This window comes from Simiduia curdlanivorans (assembly GCF_030409605.1).
Lineage (GTDB): Bacteria > Pseudomonadota > Gammaproteobacteria > Pseudomonadales > Cellvibrionaceae > Simiduia > Simiduia curdlanivorans.
The window spans coordinates 2,059,418-2,077,946 of record NZ_JAUFQG010000004.1 but is presented as its reverse complement, the minus strand read 5'-3'; the positions used below and the strand labels follow the sequence as shown (position 1 = coordinate 2,077,946).

The 18,529-nt window shown below is 49.5% G+C and carries 19 protein-coding genes and 1 pseudogene; 8 read left to right on the top strand and 12 right to left on the bottom strand.

Translation table 11 applies throughout. From position 1 onward, the window contains the following. Nucleotides 1-86 precede the first annotated feature (86 nt). Nucleotides 87-1,193, top strand: a complete 1,107-nt coding sequence (locus QWY82_RS09280) for a hypothetical protein (protein ID WP_290261608.1) — start codon at nt 87-89, stop codon at nt 1,191-1,193. Here QWY82_RS09280 and QWY82_RS09275 read toward each other — a convergent pair. From QWY82_RS09275 to QWY82_RS09265, 3 genes are read right to left on the bottom strand one after another with little or no spacing between them, the layout of a single operon-like run. Beyond that, nucleotides 1,168-2,031: a hypothetical protein gene (locus tag QWY82_RS09275; RefSeq protein ID WP_290261607.1), complete on the bottom strand. Its 864-nt coding sequence runs from the start codon at nt 2,029-2,031 to the stop codon at nt 1,168-1,170. The genes QWY82_RS09280 and QWY82_RS09275 overlap by 26 nt on opposite strands. Before the next feature lie 2 nt (nt 2,032-2,033). Beyond that, complete coding sequence (gene ampD / locus QWY82_RS09270; protein WP_290261606.1) at nt 2,034-2,600, bottom strand: 1,6-anhydro-N-acetylmuramyl-L-alanine amidase AmpD; 567 nt, start codon at nt 2,598-2,600, stop codon at nt 2,034-2,036. 51 nt (nt 2,601-2,651) lie between these two features. Continuing rightward, a complete protein-coding gene (locus QWY82_RS09265; protein WP_290261605.1) occupies nt 2,652-4,991 on the bottom strand; it encodes a DUF1631 domain-containing protein in 2,340 nt (779 codons plus the stop codon). 269 nt (nt 4,992-5,260) lie between these two features. Between QWY82_RS09265 and QWY82_RS09260 the strand changes: the two genes are divergently transcribed. Both QWY82_RS09260 and nadC read left to right on the top strand, forming a co-directional pair. Continuing rightward, a complete protein-coding gene (locus QWY82_RS09260) occupies nt 5,261-5,740 on the top strand; it encodes a retropepsin-like aspartic protease family protein (protein WP_290261604.1) in 480 nt (159 codons plus the stop codon). A gap of 412 nt (nt 5,741-6,152) precedes the next feature. Next, entirely contained in the window at nt 6,153-7,016 is an 864-nt protein-coding gene (gene nadC / locus QWY82_RS09255) for a carboxylating nicotinate-nucleotide diphosphorylase (RefSeq protein WP_290261602.1), read from the top strand. On the opposite strand, the gene QWY82_RS09250 is transcribed toward nadC, so the two are convergent. From QWY82_RS09250 to QWY82_RS09225, 7 genes and pseudogenes are all read right to left on the bottom strand, one after another. Further along, entirely contained in the window at nt 7,013-7,180 is a 168-nt protein-coding gene (locus tag QWY82_RS09250) for a hypothetical protein (protein WP_290261601.1), read from the bottom strand. The two genes, nadC and QWY82_RS09250, sit on opposite strands and share 4 nt — an antisense overlap. A gap of 175 nt (nt 7,181-7,355) precedes the next feature. Next, on the bottom strand, nt 7,356-8,036 hold the full coding sequence (locus QWY82_RS09245; RefSeq protein WP_290261600.1) for a reverse transcriptase domain-containing protein: 681 nt from the start codon (nt 8,034-8,036) through the stop codon (nt 7,356-7,358). Nucleotides 8,037-8,619: 583 nt separating this feature from the next. Then, a pseudogene (locus QWY82_RS09240) lies at nt 8,620-9,456 on the bottom strand (transposase). A gap of 80 nt (nt 9,457-9,536) precedes the next feature. Beyond that, nucleotides 9,537-9,791: a hypothetical protein gene (locus QWY82_RS09235; RefSeq protein ID WP_290261599.1), complete on the bottom strand. Its 255-nt coding sequence runs from the start codon at nt 9,789-9,791 to the stop codon at nt 9,537-9,539. 33 nt (nt 9,792-9,824) lie between these two features. Next, on the bottom strand, nt 9,825-10,097 hold the full coding sequence (locus QWY82_RS19930; protein WP_353958684.1) for a transposase: 273 nt from the start codon (nt 10,095-10,097) through the stop codon (nt 9,825-9,827). Beyond that, a complete protein-coding gene (locus tag QWY82_RS09230) occupies nt 10,042-10,179 on the bottom strand; it encodes a hypothetical protein (protein ID WP_290261598.1) in 138 nt (45 codons plus the stop codon). The genes QWY82_RS19930 and QWY82_RS09230 overlap by 56 nt, the downstream gene beginning before the upstream one ends. A 565-nt stretch (nt 10,180-10,744) precedes the next feature. Next, a complete protein-coding gene (locus tag QWY82_RS09225) occupies nt 10,745-11,248 on the bottom strand; it encodes a pilin (protein WP_290261597.1) in 504 nt (167 codons plus the stop codon). A gap of 336 nt (nt 11,249-11,584) precedes the next feature. Here QWY82_RS09225 and pilB point away from each other — a divergent pair, with 336 nt between their 5' ends. From pilB to yacG, 5 genes are read left to right on the top strand one after another with little or no spacing between them, the layout of a single operon-like run. Then, entirely contained in the window at nt 11,585-13,315 is a 1,731-nt protein-coding gene (gene pilB / locus QWY82_RS09220; protein WP_290261596.1) for a type IV-A pilus assembly ATPase PilB, read from the top strand. 5 nt (nt 13,316-13,320) lie between these two features. Then, the gene (locus QWY82_RS09215; RefSeq protein WP_290261595.1) at nt 13,321-14,547 is read left to right on the top strand and encodes a type II secretion system F family protein; all 1,227 of its coding nucleotides are present in this window, start codon (nt 13,321-13,323) and stop codon (nt 14,545-14,547) included. Nucleotides 14,548-14,549: 2 nt separating this feature from the next. Further along, nucleotides 14,550-15,434 carry a prepilin peptidase gene (locus QWY82_RS09210; protein ID WP_290261594.1) on the top strand — a complete coding sequence of 295 codons (885 nt, stop codon included), beginning with the start codon at nt 14,550-14,552 and terminating at the stop codon, nt 15,432-15,434. Between the two features lie 5 nt (nt 15,435-15,439). Continuing rightward, nucleotides 15,440-16,054 carry a dephospho-CoA kinase gene (coaE, locus tag QWY82_RS09205; RefSeq protein ID WP_290261593.1) on the top strand — a complete coding sequence of 205 codons (615 nt, stop codon included), beginning with the start codon at nt 15,440-15,442 and terminating at the stop codon, nt 16,052-16,054. Then, nucleotides 16,047-16,280 carry a DNA gyrase inhibitor YacG gene (gene yacG, locus QWY82_RS09200; protein WP_290261592.1) on the top strand — a complete coding sequence of 78 codons (234 nt, stop codon included), beginning with the start codon at nt 16,047-16,049 and terminating at the stop codon, nt 16,278-16,280. Before coaE ends, yacG begins: the two co-directional genes overlap by 8 nt. 4 nt (nt 16,281-16,284) lie before the next feature. Here yacG and QWY82_RS09195 read toward each other — a convergent pair whose 3' ends face one another. Then, nucleotides 16,285-17,244, bottom strand: coding sequence for a Nudix family hydrolase (locus QWY82_RS09195; RefSeq protein ID WP_290261591.1), 960 nt, complete (start codon nt 17,242-17,244; stop codon nt 16,285-16,287). 8 nt (nt 17,245-17,252) lie between these two features. Continuing rightward, nucleotides 17,253-18,473 carry a bifunctional glutamate N-acetyltransferase/amino-acid acetyltransferase ArgJ gene (gene argJ / locus QWY82_RS09190; RefSeq protein WP_290261589.1) on the bottom strand — a complete coding sequence of 407 codons (1,221 nt, stop codon included), beginning with the start codon at nt 18,471-18,473 and terminating at the stop codon, nt 17,253-17,255. Between the last annotated feature and the right edge of the window lie 56 nt (nt 18,474-18,529).

Sequence of the window (18,529 nt, the reverse complement as noted above, 5' to 3'; positions counted from 1 at the left end):
CGCACCGAATAGTCAGCCACCATCGGGGCCTGCCTTGCCAAAGGCTCAAACTCAACTATTTTTAAGGGATGAGTCGGGAAATCGCTATGCACAATCATGTTTGCTTTACCTATTTACGCCTACGTAACCCCAGTCAAGACGTACTGTTTAGCGGCCCGGAAGACTACCGAGCCACGCTTGATGTGCTGGCCGGCTTATCGCAAAGCCACACAGCCATTGGCGCTTTTTGCCTGCTCGAGCAGGAAGTTCACCTTATTGCCCTTGCCGATGCCGAACAGGGGCGCGCGCTTTCTCAAGCCCTGCTGGACGCACTAACGGGCAACCCAGAGCACCCGCTAAGCCGACATTGGACCTTCAAGCAGATAGAGCGCAAGCAGCTACCGCAACGGCTCGCACAGATACATCTGCTGCCCTGTAGTCTCGGTCTATGCAGCAAGGCCGATATATACCCTTGGAGTAGCCATCAAGCCTTCGCCCAACCGAACCTTGCACCCAGCTGGCTAGATACAGAAGCCCTGTGGCACCAAGTTACACCGCGCCAATCCAATCGTGTTAGGGCTTACTTACATTTACTTGAGCAATCTAGCCGAGTGCAGTCTCAGCCGCTGCTGCCTGCGCAAGGTCAACGCAGATTAGGGCAGATTGAGAGCGCAATTAACCCAAGTGAAGCACTCACCGAGCGGGGCGTTGCCGAATTTGTGTTGAGCGAGCACCAAACCCAATGGACGCACCTAACCCACCACCGCTCCAATAGACGCAAGCAATATTTAGCCGGGCTCAGCTGCGCACTGTGCCAATACCTAGCTATTTTCGATGAGAAACACACGGCATTGAGCGAACTGTTTGATTGCTCCGCAGAAGAGTTAATAGGCTTAGCGCGATTGGCGAGCCGCGAGGCCAGCCAATACATTATCACCAGCGCCAGCAAGCTCAGCGCCCCCTCTGCCGCCTACCAAACACAACCTGAAATCCGGAACAGTCTTACCGGGGTCATCAGCCCTGCTCCAATCACCAAGGATGAAGCTCCCGCTGGTGCCTGGACTGCATTGCAGGATAGCAACGCCAAGGAAAATGACTTAGACGAGCACAGTTTCCACACCAGCCCGGATGATATTGATTTAGAACTGGATTATTCAGTAGAAGACGATCTGACCCTAGACCTACCCGCTATCCGCCTAGTAGCAAGGCAATAAGCGCCGCGGCGCAAACCCACAGAATCAGCGCGCGGGACATAAGCCCGACCAGATTATCAATTTCACGCAAGGCCTCGGTGTCGCCTGGCGATATCTCGCGCACCAAGGCGCCATCTAAACCCAGTGCGCCACGATTAAACGCCTCGATGACCATGGGCGTAGGACTGGCCATGCACAAGCCGAGCACTCGCCAACGCTCGGCGCAAGCAACAAAATTACCCACCATCGCCACCGACAAATAGTAAACCCGGGCCGCGGGCCACTCCAAAATCCAAAGCAAACGCTGTGACAGAGCAGTATCTGGGTCAGGTTGGCGCGCATATATAGCACTTAGCCGATACAGTAGCGCGCCGGGAGCACCTAAAATAGCAAACCAAAATAACACCACAAACATGCGCTCAAAGCCCCGGTAACTAATGGCTTGAAAGGCTTCGGCGTGCACCCCTTGCCACTCGCCGTCGGTCTGGCAGGAGAGCTCGCCATCCAAGCGCAGCGCATTGACCGCTTCACAGGCATCAGCATTGGCTTGATCTAACCAAGCCGAGCGGTAGTTTTGCACCAGTAGATCCAGCCGCCCACGCCCAAGTGCAAACAGCAAAACCGGCACATTAATGACAATGATCCACTTAGCAGACAAGCCGTACAGTAAGGCTAAACACAGCGCGAGAAGTAGCAAGACAGGTAAGCCAACCAACACAAATAGCCGCGAGGCAACGCCGGATATTTGCCGGTGTACCCGATCGATTAAACCCAAATACCACGCGTCCCGATGCAAAGGCCCACCGGAGCCCCACCATTGAACCAAGGCTAAAACCACAAGTAAGCTGACAAATCCCATTATTATTCTCCAATCAGCGATAGGTAACGCGGCCAGTCAAAATGTGGCCCTGGGTCGGTTTTGCGCCCGGGTGATATAGCGGAATGCCCGGTTATTCTCGCCCGCGTGATGTTCGGGTAGAGCGCTCGAATGGCCTGGGTCAATTGCCCAAGCTGGTCGTATTGAACATCGGTGAAAGGTACATGGTCAGAGCCTTCCAGCTCAACACCAATAGAATAGTCGTTGCAATTGGCAACCCCTTCAAATACCGATTGCCCAGCATGCCAAGCACGGCGATTTAACGGCACAAACTGCAATAACTGACCCGAGCGCTTGATATAGAAATGCGCTGAGACCTGCAGGCCTTCTATTTCACGATAGTAGGGATGTGCCGCCCAATCGAGCTTATTTAGAAATAACGCCTCAACATCCGTGCCGCCGAAATTATCAGGTGGCAAGCTGATATTGTGGATCACTAATAAGCTGGGCTCTACGCCTTGCGGTCGATCATTAAAGTTAGGCGATGCCAGACGGCGAGCAGCATCGAGCCACTGATCTTGGTCATGAGGTGGGGAGTTTTCAACAGACACGAACTAGCCTCGTCAATGAGCGGAGGCCAGTATATAAGAAAAATGCGGGGCTTAACGACCGCGGGTTGATCGCAGATTGCCGATAACTGCTTCTAAGGCACGATCAAACAACATGCCATCATCGAGCGACTGCAATTGACCATCGCGCAACGCTTGGGCAAACTCGGGCGCCGTTTTTTCCGCCACTTTCATGCCCGCGCGGTTGACGAAAATATACTTCCCAGTGGCCTTAATAATCGCGGCCAAACGGCAGCGGTATTGCTGGGAGCCATCGTTGTATTCAAACCAACTACCCGGCGACATTCTCGCCACCTGCATGAGCAATGGATCATTCGGATCTTGCTCGAGCTTTGCTTGAACTTCAGGCTCAGCGGCCGGTAAAGCGGCAATCACCGATTCAACCATCGCCTGTGGTGTCTGGTCAACGGCAACCTCTTTAACCTCTGCAGCCGCTTTGACCTCAACCGCAGCTTTGTGCGCTGTAGTGTCACGTTTTTCTGTCGTTAAAGGTTGTGCTGCTACCGATTGGGGTTGTGCAGGAGCAGGCGCTTTTACCGGCGTCAAAGGCGCCTTCAAGCGCGCGAGATGGACGTTTTGTAACTGCTTAAACAGCTGAGTCATCTCGAACGGGTTGTAGGAAACACTCTCCAAGCCGGCACGCAAACGCTTCAACAAATCAGGTACCAGTTGTAACATCTTGGCGCGGCTTTCTTTATCGAGGGTGGCACTTACACTCCAGACAAGATCGGCCGCCGTTTGCAGCACATCCTTCCATTCATCGCTTTGGGTATCGTGCTTTAGGCAGGTCAGAAACAACACATTGCCCCACGCCTCGTGCAATAACTTGAGCACCGGCTCAGGTAAATTACGACCACCAATGAGCGCATTGACGCTCTGGTTAACCAAGGCACGCGCCTGTTCAGACTTAGCCTTGCCGTCTTCGGCATCGAGCGTGCGCTGCTCTAAAATCGACGCCCGACGTTTTTCTTTTTCAGTAAAAGAGACAAAGTCTGCCAACATATCCGAGAAAATAGAGACGTCGCTGTCAAAGTCCGTAATCAGGGTTTGCACAATGCTCGATATTTTCTTGAACAATGCATCTTTCTCTCCGCCATCACCCTGCCAGCCGAGCGCCGCCGTGGCCAACTCGTTTAACAAGCGCCGCGCCGGGTGGCCGCCTTTGCCGAAGAAAGACTTATCGGCAATGGCAACTTTCAGTAAAGGAATTTGTAAACGGCCTAGCAAGGCCTTCATTGGCGAGGCTAAGTTACGATCGTCGAGAATAAACTCGAACATCATGTTCACGAGGTTAATCACGTCGTCATCGAGCTGACCGAGCTTCTTGCCGTCATCGCGCGCGCGCAGCACGTGATCGAGTACGGACTTGATATTGCGCTGCCCACTGGGCAAATCGCGCTGCTGAAGCTGCGACAACAAGCGCATGACATCTGTGGTGCCAATGGTGGGCGAGCCAGAAAACTCAGGCGTTAATTGATCACCATCCACACCGCCACGCTGCTCAGCCAAGAGCTGCTGCAAAGTCGACAAGACTTCGTTATCGACGCTTGAATTAACACCCGCTTGGCCACCGGTATTGGTATAACCGGATTGACCGCCTTGTTGGCTTGGCGCTCGCTGGGCTACTGCCGCTCTGCGATCCTGCCGCAGCTGCCCTTTCAAGGATGGCAGAATATTATGCTCCACCAAGGTTTTATTGGCTTCGTCGTATAAATTACCCAGCTGGGTCACCACCAGCCGATCAAACAGCTTAAAGAGCACCAGGCGCGCCTTGATATCCAAGGACATACAACCACTGGCCGCGACGAAACCGGCACACAGCACATCTGGCCCTAGGGGATTGTTCTTTTGATAGACCTTGTTGGGTACCAAGCTGTCCAAGCGTAAAGCGAGGTGTTGAATAGATTCCGCAAAGCGCTCGTTGGCCTTGGTAATCATGGAATCCGTGGCGACTAGCTCCTCCAGCTCATCATTCTGAACCAGAGACAAATTGTCCATGGAAAATTCTTCGTCCAATGCATCGCCACTCTCGGCCTTCGGCTCTCCACCGGCCAATACCGCAAAGGCACTGTCGATTTGGTCCGCAAACTGGGTTTCGACGTTTCGGCGCTTCAGGCGCACTTCCCGCATAGACTCGAAATAGAGGTTTTGATCTTGGTTATTCACCGCCCTATCGGCCAATTCGAATAAGGAGTCATCGGCTTTATCAAATAAGGTGCGGAGTAGACCGGCGAGTATCTGCTTACCCTTTTGTTGAACAGCTTGCACAGGCACAGGCAACCGAGCCAGCAGCGCGCGATCTATGCGCCGGCTTTCGATTTTCGCATCTGGCTTCAAAGGCACTACTTTGGCCCCTGTGCTTCCTGTCGACATGGTAGAACTCCACCTGTGGTCGGTTTATCTGAATAACTGAAACAGCGCGATGGATGTTCCAACGCCTACTAGTATAAACGAGCCCCCGCACATACCCAGAAGCAACTGCTGAGATCGAGAATTACATCACACCATGTTATAAGTACTTATGATTTTAAGATCGCTTTATTTGGGCATAATCGTTTTTTCGCCCTATTTAGGTATAGCTAGGTAAATAAAAGGCCATGGAAACAAAACCGCACGCAAGTACAGACAAAATGGGCAGAAGCATGCTAACGCTTGTATGGATCTGTGCGCTAGGGCTGTTAACACTTATTTTTGGCCGCTGGGAAGACAACCAAGTTAACCCCAACCAAAGCCCCAACAGCCAGAGGCTGGGCAGTACAACCGAGGTCACCTTGACGGCCAATCGGCAACACCACTACCTCGCCAACGGCCAGATCAACAATCAACCGGTCACTTTCCTGCTGGATACGGGCGCAACTCATGTATCGGTACCGGCCCACTTAGCCCAAAAGCTCGGCTTAGCGCGCGGGCAGGCCATGACCTCGACCACCGCCAATGGCAAGGTGACCGTGTATTCAACCCAGATAAACCGCCTCGACCTAGGCGCCATAACACTTCACAACCTGAAAGGCAGTATCAACCCTGGCATGAAGGACGATGAAATACTTCTCGGCATGAGTGCCCTAAAGCAGCTGGAGATTCGCCAGCTGGGTGATCAACTTACACTCATACAGCATCATTAAATTGGGGCCAGACAAGCTTTAATCCAAAAAAGTTTACAGCTGACATTTAAAGGAAGGTCTCAAGCTATAAGCCTCAGGCCACAAGCTATAGGGCTGAATGTAGCCAAGAAGCTGCGCAATTGGGGCAGGAAGTTGACAGTTCACAGGAAAGCGAAGGTCAAAAGCGGCGCAACGCGCGGGCAAAACCTCTTTAGAATGAAGGCTTACTTTACGGGGCGTCGGACCAGACCACCCGCCTTGTAGCTTGTAGCTTGTAGCTTGTAGCTTGTAGCTTGTAGCTTGTAGCTTCAGCCTTCCGCCCCACGCTTTTCCTGTCAACGGTAAGCTGTCAACTGCCAACTTTTTAGAAATGCTGTTTTGAATCCAAGCTTGGCTGTTACAATACCGCCCACCACTCTTCCGATGTAGACACATGACTCCAGAACAACTTGCCGAAATCATTGCCGCCGATCGCGTGATCGCCGTGCGCCAAGCGCTGGCAGAAGACATTGGTAGCGGCGACATCACCGCCCAACTCATTCCCGCCGAGCAGCATTCCACCGCCCGCGTCATCACGCGCGAAAACTGCATCATCGCCGGCACCGAATGGGTAGACGAAGTATTCCAACAGCTAGATCCCAAGGTGAAAGTCACTTGGCATACGAAAGATGGCGCCAAGGCATTGGCAAACGACGTGCTGTTTGAACTAGAAGGCAACGCCCGCTCGCTCATGACCGGCGAGCGCACCGCCCTTAATTTCCTGCAGCTGCTCTCCGGCGTGGCCACCAAATGCCGCGAGTATGCCGACCTTGTTGAAGGCACCGGCGTTAAGCTTTTAGATACCCGAAAAACCATCCCCGGCTTAAGAAGCGCCCAAAAATACGCCGTTACCTGCGGCGGCTGCTACAACCACCGCATCGGTTTATACGACGCTTTTTTGATCAAAGAAAACCATATTATGGCTTGCGGCGGCATTGAAGCGGCTATTAAAGCAGCCCATGAAATTGCGCCGGGAAAACCCGTTGAAGTCGAGGTTGAGAATTTAGCGGAGTTTGAACTCGCACTGAAAGCGGGTGCGGATATTATTATGCTCGATGAGTTCAGCGATGCAGATACGCGGGCTGCCATCCAGCACAGTAAAACCGCCGCAATCGCGGCCAAAATTGAAGTGTCTGGCAATATTAAACAAGATAACTTGAAAAGTAAAAGCCAGCCAGGCGTCGATTACATTTCAATCGGCGCGCTGACCAAACATTGTCAGGCGATCGATCTATCGATGCGCCTAAGACAGTATTAAGGCCAAGGGTCTAGATCGACGATGGCGCAGTAGGCACTATTTTTTAGCAACACCACCTTAGGCGCTACGCTTGCCATCATCGGCAACCAAGCATCGGCGCCCTCACACTGGGTAAGCGCTGCCGCGACTTTGGCCTCGGGGTGCATGGCCCGAAGCTTAGACAAAGGCTTTTGCACAGACCCTATGGCGGCCTGCATGGTTTGAATGGGTACAAAGTCATGGTAGAACGCCCAGTTACCCAGACGCCCCCATACAGATCCGCACCTGCGGAATTACCGCATCGGAATTCCGCACCACCGATCTTCACTGATATCATTGCCCGCGTAAAGACACAGCCCCTCAATACCAGTCAACCGTAATATGTCGCTTCCTGACAGTCATCGGTTCTACCCGGTAGTACTTTAAAACCTCTTTCAACCCATGCCAGTTAAAACTTCTACGCTGACTTCTACGGTTCAACCATTTAAACAAACTATGAAGTATATGGTCATAAATACGACCTACACTCAAGCTGTTATCCGGTAGAGCAAAGTAGTTCCTGAAACCATCTATTTTACGTTTCAATTGACACATAAAATGGTTTAAGCGATCGTGGCGATTAACCTTGGTCCACGTAGTCATTTCTTTCAAAGTCGCTTTATGTTTCTTGGTTGAGGTGCGTCTTCTTAAGCGAGGTTCCCTACTAAAATCGACATACCAATAGAACTGGAATCCCAAGAATTCAAAACACCTGTTTTGGCCTGGGTGAAAACGACTGAAGCGCCTTATTGCCGTTTTCTCAGGCGCTACCGTTAGATTGAATTTCTCCAATCGCGCAGGTAGCTCACGGTAGAACGCCATTGCTTCATCACGGTATTGAAACGCCACAACAAAGTCGTCGGCATAACGTATGAGCATTGCACGGCCTTTTAACTTTGGCTTCACCTTCCTCTCAAACCACAAGTCCAACGCATAGTGAAGGTAGATATTCGCCAGTACAGGGCTGATCGACCGGGCGGCGCTCCGCTTCCAAAGTGCCATCGTTGACCTTGCTTTCTGCTTAGCTACCCTACCCACTCCCTTGGGAACGGCTTTGGATCTCACAAGTTCCTACCACAACTCTTTATACATGCCACGGTTTAATAACTCCGCTAGTTCGTTACAACCTTGCCAAAAATAATCGGTTGCTTCGCATGAACTTCGACGTGGTCCAGCATTCCGACGTTACAAGCCTCGTCAACTAGAACTCGCTATTTTCGGAGCGATACTAACACTTCAGGGACACGGCAGCCCCTATGGCCTATACAATTCTCTGTGTACGCTTCACCTATTTTGTTCGCTGCAAATAATATGCAACTCCGCCAAAGGCGCAACACTCGATACGGGTGGCCGGCTAAACCTTACCCGACAAGGACTTTCACCTTGCAAGTTGTGACAAGCTTTCTTGTCGCACTAACTAGGCTGTAGAAAAATTGGCTTTAACACGAACCAAATTCGTAACAGCTTAGTTTTTCCTGATTAATTAAAATTCGATATTATCAGCGTCATATTTTAATGTCAGTCGACTTTATCCGCCATTTGCCTAATAACCATCCAAATATGGGCTTATACGCTCTTTCTTCGCCTACTTGGCGTACGCTGCCACATCCCCGTACCGCCACAACTTCTCGATGTTATGCATGACGCAGCATATCGTCCACTGACACGATAGTTTGGCTTTGCCACGTAGCGTCAGCTTACTGATTCCTTTGTTGCTGGTGATGTTTCCAAATACGGGCTCAATCGCTCACATGCGTCGTGCGAAATCCCTTCGCCCGCGGTCGCGATCCACCTTTTGGTTCATTAGATCCAGGTAGTTTTTGTTGCTTTCGCCCTCGACAGCAAAAGACACCTGTCGACCGTGCTCTATTAAGGGACGCTTCATGCATTCACTTTGTAGCGGGCACCCTCGACAGTTTTTCAGCATTGACTTGAAGCGATGATACCGCTTGTTGTTAATCTCGAAGTGATCACCGTGGTACATCATCTCGTAACCACCAGGGCATACGCAGTTCAACGAAGCTTTATTAAAACTAAACTCTGACGTCGGGATTTTTACGGTGCTTTTTCGTTGGTCGTGACGTGTACGCCGCCGATATTTCTTATGTTTGGCAACAGTTTCAGAGCCTGCTATACGTGGGTCTCGCTGGCTAAAAAGCGTATCAGGAATAATGACATCAATATTCTCCGCATAAATATACTTCATATTCTCTTCGCTGGAGTATCCCGTGTCCGCAGTAAGTAACGCGCCACTAGAAAACACATTCGCGCCCAAGCTTTCTCGAAGATTCTCTATCATTGGCTGCAGAAGAGACTGATCTTGGCCAACACCATAAACTTCAGAAGCAACAATAATCTGATTCAGCTCATCGGTCGCAGCTTGGCAGTTAACCCCTTGTATCGTGCCTTTTGATGTGGTCATTTTGCAGGATTCGTTGTCGGTGATATTGCGTTGCACTTCCTGCTTTCGTTTACCACTACCTAAATGATTATCATTATCCGCTAAGAAGGCATCAATTTTTCTGCGTTCTTTAATAGTGTTTCCACGGTCTGTCGTTCTTTGGCATTGTCGCCACTACCACCCTTACCGTCATTTAGAAGATGATGGTCAACAATCTTTTGAGCAGCTAATCTAAGCTTATTGGATTTCTTTTGCTGCTGTGCATGTGTACCGCTCCATTGTTTGGATGCATCGGAAGGCAGCTTGAATCCATCAATTGCAATGTGCTTCTTGCCTACCAAGCCGCTTTGCAGCAAATCATGAGAAACTTATGAAAGAGTGATTTCATCTTATCGCAATTGGTACTTACAAAATCCGCTAACGTCATAAAGTGTGGTGTGGTGTGTGGTGCCTGCTGCCAGCGCCATAAACTTCAAGCCTGTTTTACAGCTTCGCTCAATGGATCGGCTGAAGGTTATGCCGCAATAATAGGCATAGAAAATGACGCGCAATAGCAATGCTGGCGGATAAGCCTTGCGGCCAACTTTCTTATTCTTTATAACGGCGCTAAAATTCTTCGAAATTGAGCGTATGGGTAAGCAGGGTGTAGAGGCAATACTCAAAAGTATTCTCTCCGAGAACATCAAGGTAATTGATATCGAGGAGTACCGCTTGATTTAAATTATCGTCGAGGTAATTTGACATCCACACAACCCATCAGCGGTTAATGGGATGATTTTGCAGGATTACGCTAGTGATGGTGCGAGTTCAGGCTAATTTTCTACAGCCTGAACGCCGGCCTTTGAGGCAAATCAATGCCCGAAAATAAGACCTCCATAGTAATAGCGTTCTTTTGCTCAATATCGTTCGGCATCTTTGCCGCTACCAGTTTCGGCCCAAACCACAACACCACCTGACATTCAGGTGTGGCCAGCACCAACTGCTCCGGTAACAACTTCACCCTACTCAATATTATTCAACCGCATATAATGAAGCGATGCAGAAAGTTGCGCAATTGAGCGCCCTGTAAAGTGTTGACAGATCAAGATGTGCGAACAAGCATTCAATGACGATGTAGAGATGCTATGAACTCTAATTACCGCCGCTTAACATTTACTAAAATATTTTGGGTATCTTGTGACTGTCTTTGTTGATCTGGCTAGCCAGCTCGCGGCGGGACTTTCATCCATAGGGATGCGCCTACGTTGAGCACAAAAAAAACCACGTTTGATGAACGTGGTTTTTTTACTATTAAACTAACTAACTTGCTTTATGCTTCGTTACGACATTCCGCTGGTAGGTATTTAGGCAGAATCGTTGTTCCCGACTGGTTTGGGTTGCATCGCCATACAATGCTACCCGTCGAGTTAGCGTCGGTAATAGCATTACCGCCAATAGTAGGAAGATAAACCAGCGTATTCAGCGCTGCCAGTTGTGGAATACCCTCCCTTTGACCTGCAGCGGTAGTGAGGTAGGTAATCGTGATTGCGCCCGTAGCGGCGTTAACTGCTACGGCTTCAATTTTATCGGTTTGCAAATTGGCTTGATCAGCAGCAATTTCAGTTGCGTAGGCAGCTACGCCTGCGAGGCCTCGATTGGCGAACAAGTCGGCTACGCCGATCTTGATTGAGCTGGCAGCAATCGCACCTTCGGACACCTTGGCGCGAATCGTGTAATCTTGGTAAGCCGGTAGCGCAACCGCCGCCAAAATACCGATGATCGCAACAACGATCATCAATTCAATCAAGGTAAAACCTTTTTGTACGTTTTTCATAGGGTGTCTCCACAGACAGTGTATTAGGGAATTAGGTATCTAGGTAAAAGCAATAACCTTGCCAACTTCAAACTAAACTGCCGAGCTCACTATAACTTGGGTTTACGTCGCCTTCAATAATCCCATGAGTTGCCCAAAATGGAAAACCAAATACCCAATACAGTAGAATGTGACAATTATTGTCACTCGCAACGCTCTATTTACCGCTAAACTTTCTCTCGGTTCCACATATATAGTGGGCATTAGCATTTTCTAGCGTAAATAAGCTTGTTTTACAGTGGGTTATAAGCCAGAGTTAAGTATTTATTTAGCTAACTTAGTCAGCGAAAACTTGATATGAATGCACCTACACCTCAACTAAGCGGCCTAGCTAGGCGCCTAGTGAAAGATGGGCTTTTAGATGAAAGCGCCGCGAAAAACGCTATTGGCCAAGCAGCCAAAGAAAAGAAGCCGTTTGTTCAGTTCCTTGTCTCTAGCGGTACTGTCAATGCTGATGCGATCGCCAATGCCGCTTCTGAGGAATTCGGCACACCCTTATTTGATCTAAGCAGTTTAAATACAGACGCTATTCCGACAGATACTGTCGATAGAAAGCTCATCCACAAACACCAAGCACTCCCGCTATACAAGCGCGGCAATCGGCTGTTTGTGGCCATGGCCGACCCTACCAATCTGCATGCGCTGGATGAAATTAAGTTCCAGTCAGGCTGCAGTTCAGAAGTTATATTGGTGCATGGCGACAAGCTGACCAAAGCCATTGAAAAGTTTCTGACAGCACAAGAAGAATCTATTGGCGATTCGCTGGGTGGGCTAGATGATGAAGGCCTAGAAGATTTAGACATTCAAGCGGTCGATGACGAAAAGCAGGGCGACGACAATGCTGGCAAAGAAGCCGACGAAGCCCCTATCGTCAAGTTCGTCAACAAAGTACTACTCGACGCAATTAAAGGTGGCGCTTCCGATATTCACTTTGAACCCTATGAAAAGGCATACCGAGTTCGCTTCCGTACCGATGGCATTCTGGAAGAAAAAGCAAGGCCACCTGTTAACTTGGCGTCCAGACTCGCCGCTCGCTTGAAGGTGATGTCACAAATGGACATTTCTGAGCGCCGGGTACCGCAAGACGGCCGGATTAAGATGAAAATCTCTAAAACTCGCGCCATCGACTTCCGTGTGAATACTCTGCCCACACTCTTCGGCGAAAAAGTAGTATTGCGGATATTAGATCCATCTTCAGCCAAGCTAGGCATTGACGCACTTGGCTATGAGGATAGCCAGAAAAAGATCTTTATGGATGCCCTCGCCCAACCGCAAGGCATGATCCTAGTTACAGGACCTACCGGCTCGGGTAAGACCGTATCACTCTATACTGGTTTAAATATTCTCAATACGCCTGAAGTTAATATAAGTACCGCAGAGGATCCAGTAGAGATCAACTTAGAGGGTATCAATCAGGTTCAGATGAACGCCAGAGTGGGCCTCACATTTGCAATGGCGCTCAGATCTTTCCTCCGCCAGGACCCTGATGTGGTGATGGTGGGTGAAATTCGTGACCTTGAAACGGCGGAAATTGGCATTAAGGCCGCACAAACCGGTCACCTTGTACTTTCTACACTTCACACCAATAGCGCCCCAGAGACGTTAACCCGCTTACTCAACATGGGCGTGCCGGCATTTAACGTGGCCACTACGGTAAGCGTTATCATCGCCCAACGTTTAGCCCGCAGGCTCTGTACTCACTGTAAGAAGCCTGCAACTGATATTCCCGATGATATTTTGACCGAAGAAGGCTTCGATGATATTGGCATTCCCCGCGCCGAATTCCAACTGTTCCACCCCGTTGGCTGCGACCAATGCAACAAAGGCTATAAAGGTCGCGTTGGCGTATATGAAGTAGTTCGCATCACGCCAACGATATCAAGCCTTATAATGGAAGGCGGTAACGCCATCGATATCGCCAAAGCTGCGAAGGAAGCCGGCTTTAACAACCTCCGAATTTCAGCACTTCGCAAAGCAGCTTGGGGCATGACCAGCCTAGAAGAAGCGAACCGCATCACCAAGGATTAATGACTATGGCCACGGCAAAAGCAATCGCCAAACCCACGATATTTATCTACAAAGGCGTAGATAAAAAAGGCAATAAAATGTCTGGGGAAATTGACGGCAGTAGCGCCGCAATCGTAAAAGCCCAGTTAATGAAGCAGGGCATTAGAGCCAGTACGGTAAGAAAAAAGCCCAAGCCTTTATTCGGTGGAGGTGGTAAGGCTATCGGCCCGCAAGATATCGCCATATTCAGTCGCCAAATGGCGACCATGATGAAAGCTGGAGTACCGCTAGTACAAAGCTTTGAGATAGTGGCAGATGGACTTGAGAACCCTAGGCTCAGGGAGCTTGTTTTAGCCATTCGCGAAGATGTTGCGGCTGGTAACGGCTTTGCTGTTGCGCTCACTAAACACCCAAAATATTTCGATGAGCTGTTTTGTAACTTAGTGGACGCTGGAGAACAGTCGGGTGCGCTAGAAACCATGCTTGACCGTATTGCCACCTACAAAGAAAAAACCGAGAAAATTAAAGCTAAAATCAAAAAGGCCATGACCTACCCCATCTCGGTTGTTGTGGTCGCGATTGTGGTGACAGGGATTTTATTGGTTAAAGTAGTACCGCAGTTTGCCGAAACCTTTAGCTCTTTTGGCGCGAACCTCCCCGCTTTCACCTTGTTTGTATTGGGACTATCGGAATTCACGCAAGAGTGGTGGTTTATAATATTCGCTGGAATAGTAGCCGCAGTATTTTTGTTTAAAGAGATGGTAGCCAGGTCCAGCACTTTTGCCTTTCAAGTGGATAAACTCGCATTAAAACTTCCGGTTGTGGGGCCAATTTTGTACAACTCGGTTGTCGCGCGTTTTGCTCGCACCTTGTCAACCACTTTCTCAGCGGGTGTGCCGCTGATTGATGCTCTTACCTCTGTCTCCGGCGCCTGCGGCAATATGCTTTACAGAGATGCGGTACTTAGAATTAGGGAGGAAGTCTCCACAGGCATTCAACTCAACATTTCCATACGCGCGTCAAAAATGTTCCCCTCAATGCTCGTTCAAATGACGGCCATTGGTGAAGAATCTGGTGCGCTGGACAGCATGTTGGATAAAGTAGCAGAGTTTTATGAGGATGCCGTAGATAACATGGTCGATAACTTAACCGCACTACTAGAACCTATGATCATGTCTGTTCTTGGTGTATTAGTGGGCGGATTAATGATCGCCATGTACATGCCGATATTCCAGCTTGGTGCGGTTGTTTAACCATGGTAGAAACTGAATTTCAACAAACCATTCAGGAACCGTGGTTTTATTTAACTGCGCTCACGCTTTTTGGTTTAACCGTTGGCAGTTTTTTAAATGTGGTTATTTATAGACTGCCAAAAGTTCTTCAAAGGGGCTGGAAAGACGAATGTTGTAGCTTGCTTGAAATTGAGCAAGCGGAGAAGGATAGAGATGAGTTTAATCTCGCCGTCCCCAACTCGCACTGCCCAAAGTGCAACACACCCATCAAGGCTTACCACAACATACCCGTTCTCAGTTACCTAGCACTGGGCGGCAAGTGCCACGCTTGCAAAGTGTCTATATCCATTAGATATCCCATAGTAGAGCTCGCGTCTGGACTACTTTGCTTTGCTTTGGCTTGGAATTTTGGCGCAAGCTTGCAGACTATAGCGCTGCTATTTTTTACTTGGGCATTAATCGCCCTAACAATGATCGATGTCGATACGATGCTATTGCCGGACGATATCACTCTGCCACTTATGTGGGCAGGGTTAATCATCAATAGCTTTGGCCTAATAACCGATTTCCACAGTGCGTTTTGGGGCGCTGTTGCGGGCTATGGCGTCTTATGGGCGGTATTTTGGCTATTCAAAGCTGTGACAGGTAAGGATGGCATGGGCTATGGCGATTTTAAGCTACTGGCCGCTATCGGCGCCTGGCTAGGCTGGCAATCACTGCCGCTGGTTATATTACTTTCATCACTGGTTGGTGCAGTTATTGGCATCAGCCTCATCATGTTTCGCAATCAAGATAACCAAACCCCCATTCCCTTCGGCCCTTATCTCGCCATTGCCGGCTGGATCGCCATGATGTGGGGCGAGGCTATTACAAGTTATTACCTGCGTATTTCTGGCATTAATAGCTAAGGCTCATGTGTGTATTTGGCTTAACAGGTGGCATCGGCAGTGGAAAATCAGCTGCGGCCGCAGCTTTTAGGGAGCTCGGTATCGATGTCCTTGATGCCGACAAAGTCGCGAGAGATGTAGTCTGCATAGGCTCGGACGCCTTGAAGCAAATCAGCCAGCACTTCGGCCCCGACATTCTACTTCCAGATCAGTCGCTAAATCGGGCACAGCTTAGATCCATTATATTTAACGCACCGGAAGAAAAAAGATGGCTGGAGAACTTACTGCACCCACTTATTCGCGACAAGATAACAGCACATCTATCGCAGCGCCTAAAGCCCTATCAAATACTTGAATCACCTTTGCTGCTAGAAACCAATCAAGCCAACTTAGTGCAGAAAATTATCGTCGTTGATGTAGATAAGCAGACTCAAATTGACAGAGCTAGCTTGCGCGACGGCGTTACTAGAGACGAAATTACGGCGATTGTTAATAGCCAAATGCCTAGGGAACATCGACTCAATCAAGCAGATTTCATCATCAACAATAATGGCAGCGCCGGAGATCTAAAGGAACAAGTTCTAAATATTCACCATCAACTCGCCGCAATCGTTCAAGCCAAGGCAAGACAAAATGACTAATGACCAACCCGCAAGTTCAAGACCCATACAGCTCTGCTGCCCCATTTGCAAAAAAAATGTCGAGTGGAGCGACGCCTTTCCTGAACGGCCATTTTGCTCGAAGCGTTGCAAGTTAATCGACCTAGGTGATTGGGCATCAGAATCACACAAAATTCCTGTCGACCCAAGCATCGATGATCTCATGTCTGGCGAATTAGACATCGCAGAACAAACGATTAAACACTAAGTAGCTAAGACGGCCACCAGGCGCGGACACAGGCAACGCCTTGGCCGCCAGCAAGACGGGCATTATGGACATCATCTAAGGTTACCCCCCCCAAAGCAAACACCGGTATGTTAATGCGCTTTACCAGAGCGGAAAAACCAACCCAGCCCAACAACTCGGCATTGCTGTAATGCTTCGTTGCCGACACGGGCGATAATAGTACGAAATCCATGCCCTGCTGCTGAGCGGCAGCTAGCTCCGATTGATCATGGCACGAGGCGCTAAGAAGAGAATCTTGAAAGGGTTCAAGATTGTGCTCTAATTTACGGGCAGAGAAATGCACGCCGAAATTTTTATGCTCGCTAACCAATGTTATAAAATTGGCAGGCGCAGCAGTACCCCAATCAATGTGCCACTGCCATTGCGCCGCGTCAAAATGCGCCATGTTTTTTAAAGCACTAATAACTGTAACCAAATCTATATCAGGGCAAGAAGGGCGTAAAATAAAGAGCCGATGGCCTCGATCTAAGGCCGCCTCGATGGCCGACAAATAGACATCTGCAGCATTAGCATGACCGGTAATCAAGCATGTAGAGGGTAATAAGGTTGACGTGACAATGGGCTGATTAGCTGCCGGAAACTCATAGGCCGCCAAATCCGCAGCATGAACCCATTCAATCTGCTGCCCCTCCACACCCCGAGCAACCCCGGTAAACTCAATCACCTCCCAAACATCGAGGTAAACTTGTTTATCGGGATAATCATGGGTAATTTGTATCAGCGGCTGAGCCGACACAACAGCCAAGCCAACCTCTTCTTTTAACTCGCGTTTGAGCGCCTCTAGGGGCGCTTCTCCTTGCTCAACCTTGCCGCCAGGAAATTCCCAAAGCCCCCCCATGTGCACATGATCCGGGCGCTTGGCAATCAGAACTCGCTGGTCTCGACCGCGAATTACCGCAGCAACAACATGTACGCGTTTTGCCATTGTTAGATCTAACTTCTGTAATCGGCGTTAATGGTTACATAATCATGAGATAGATCCGTGGTCCAAACACGATCAGCAAATTCGCCTCTCGCCAAATCAATATCGATCGTTATTGACGGTTGCTTCATCACGGCCTGCCCCTGCTCTTCCGTATAAGAAGCGGCGCGTCCGCCCTCTTCGACGATTAAAACGCCACCTAAGTGCACACGAACCTGACTTGCGTCTAGATCTTTTATCCCGGCATAGCCAATGGCGGCAACGATACGCCCCCAATTTGGGTCACTGGCAAATAGCGCGGTTTTAATTAATGGCGAGTGGGCAACAGCATAGGCAACCTTCAATGGCTCCTCAGCATCAGCACCGCCGGTGACATTAACCGTTACAAACTTAGTGGCACCCTCGCCGTCAGTCACAATGGCCTTCGCCAATTGCTCGTGCACAGAAATAACAGCAGCGCTTAGCTTTTCGAAATACTCGCCCTGAGCCTCGGTAATTTCCGGTAAGTTGGTTTTACCCGTCGCAATTAAAAGACCCGAATCATTTGTTGATGTATCACCATCTACCGTGATTCTGTTGAAGGACTTATTCGTCGCATCCATTAACAGGCCCTGCAGCACGCTGCGCTGCACTTTCGCATTAGTCGCAACATACCCCAACATAGTCGCCATATTCGGCTTAATCATGCCGGAACCCTTGGCGATACCAGACACATAAATGGTTTCGCCCTGATGAACAAAACTTTCTGTCGCGCCTTTAGGGCGGGTATCGGTTGTCATAATGCCAATGCCTGCATCAAGCCAATTCGATTCATTTAAATTCGCGATCGCATCCGCCAGTACCGGCATGATTTTCGCGACCGGTAGCGGCTCACCGATGACACCGGTGGAAAAGGGCAACACGTCGCTTTCTTTTACCGACATGATGCGTGCAACTTCTGCGCACACGGCTTTAGCATTCGTTAAGCCCGACTCACCGGTGCAGGCATTCGCGTTACCGGTATTGGTAATAAAAACCCGAGGCTGGCCCTGCGCTAAACGCTCCTTACATACGGTCACCGGCGCGGCGCAAAATGCGTTCGTGGTAAACACACCCACCACTTCAGAACCTTCAACAGCCTCCATTACGACTACATCCTTTCGGCCTGGGCGCTTGATACCAGCACTCGCGATACCCAATTTAAAACCGGGTATGGCATGCATATTTGGAAACGGAAATTCACCTACGGCCATGATGGAGCTCCCTTTTTACGAAGTTTGGCGTGAGTTAAACAGTTTAACGCAATTAT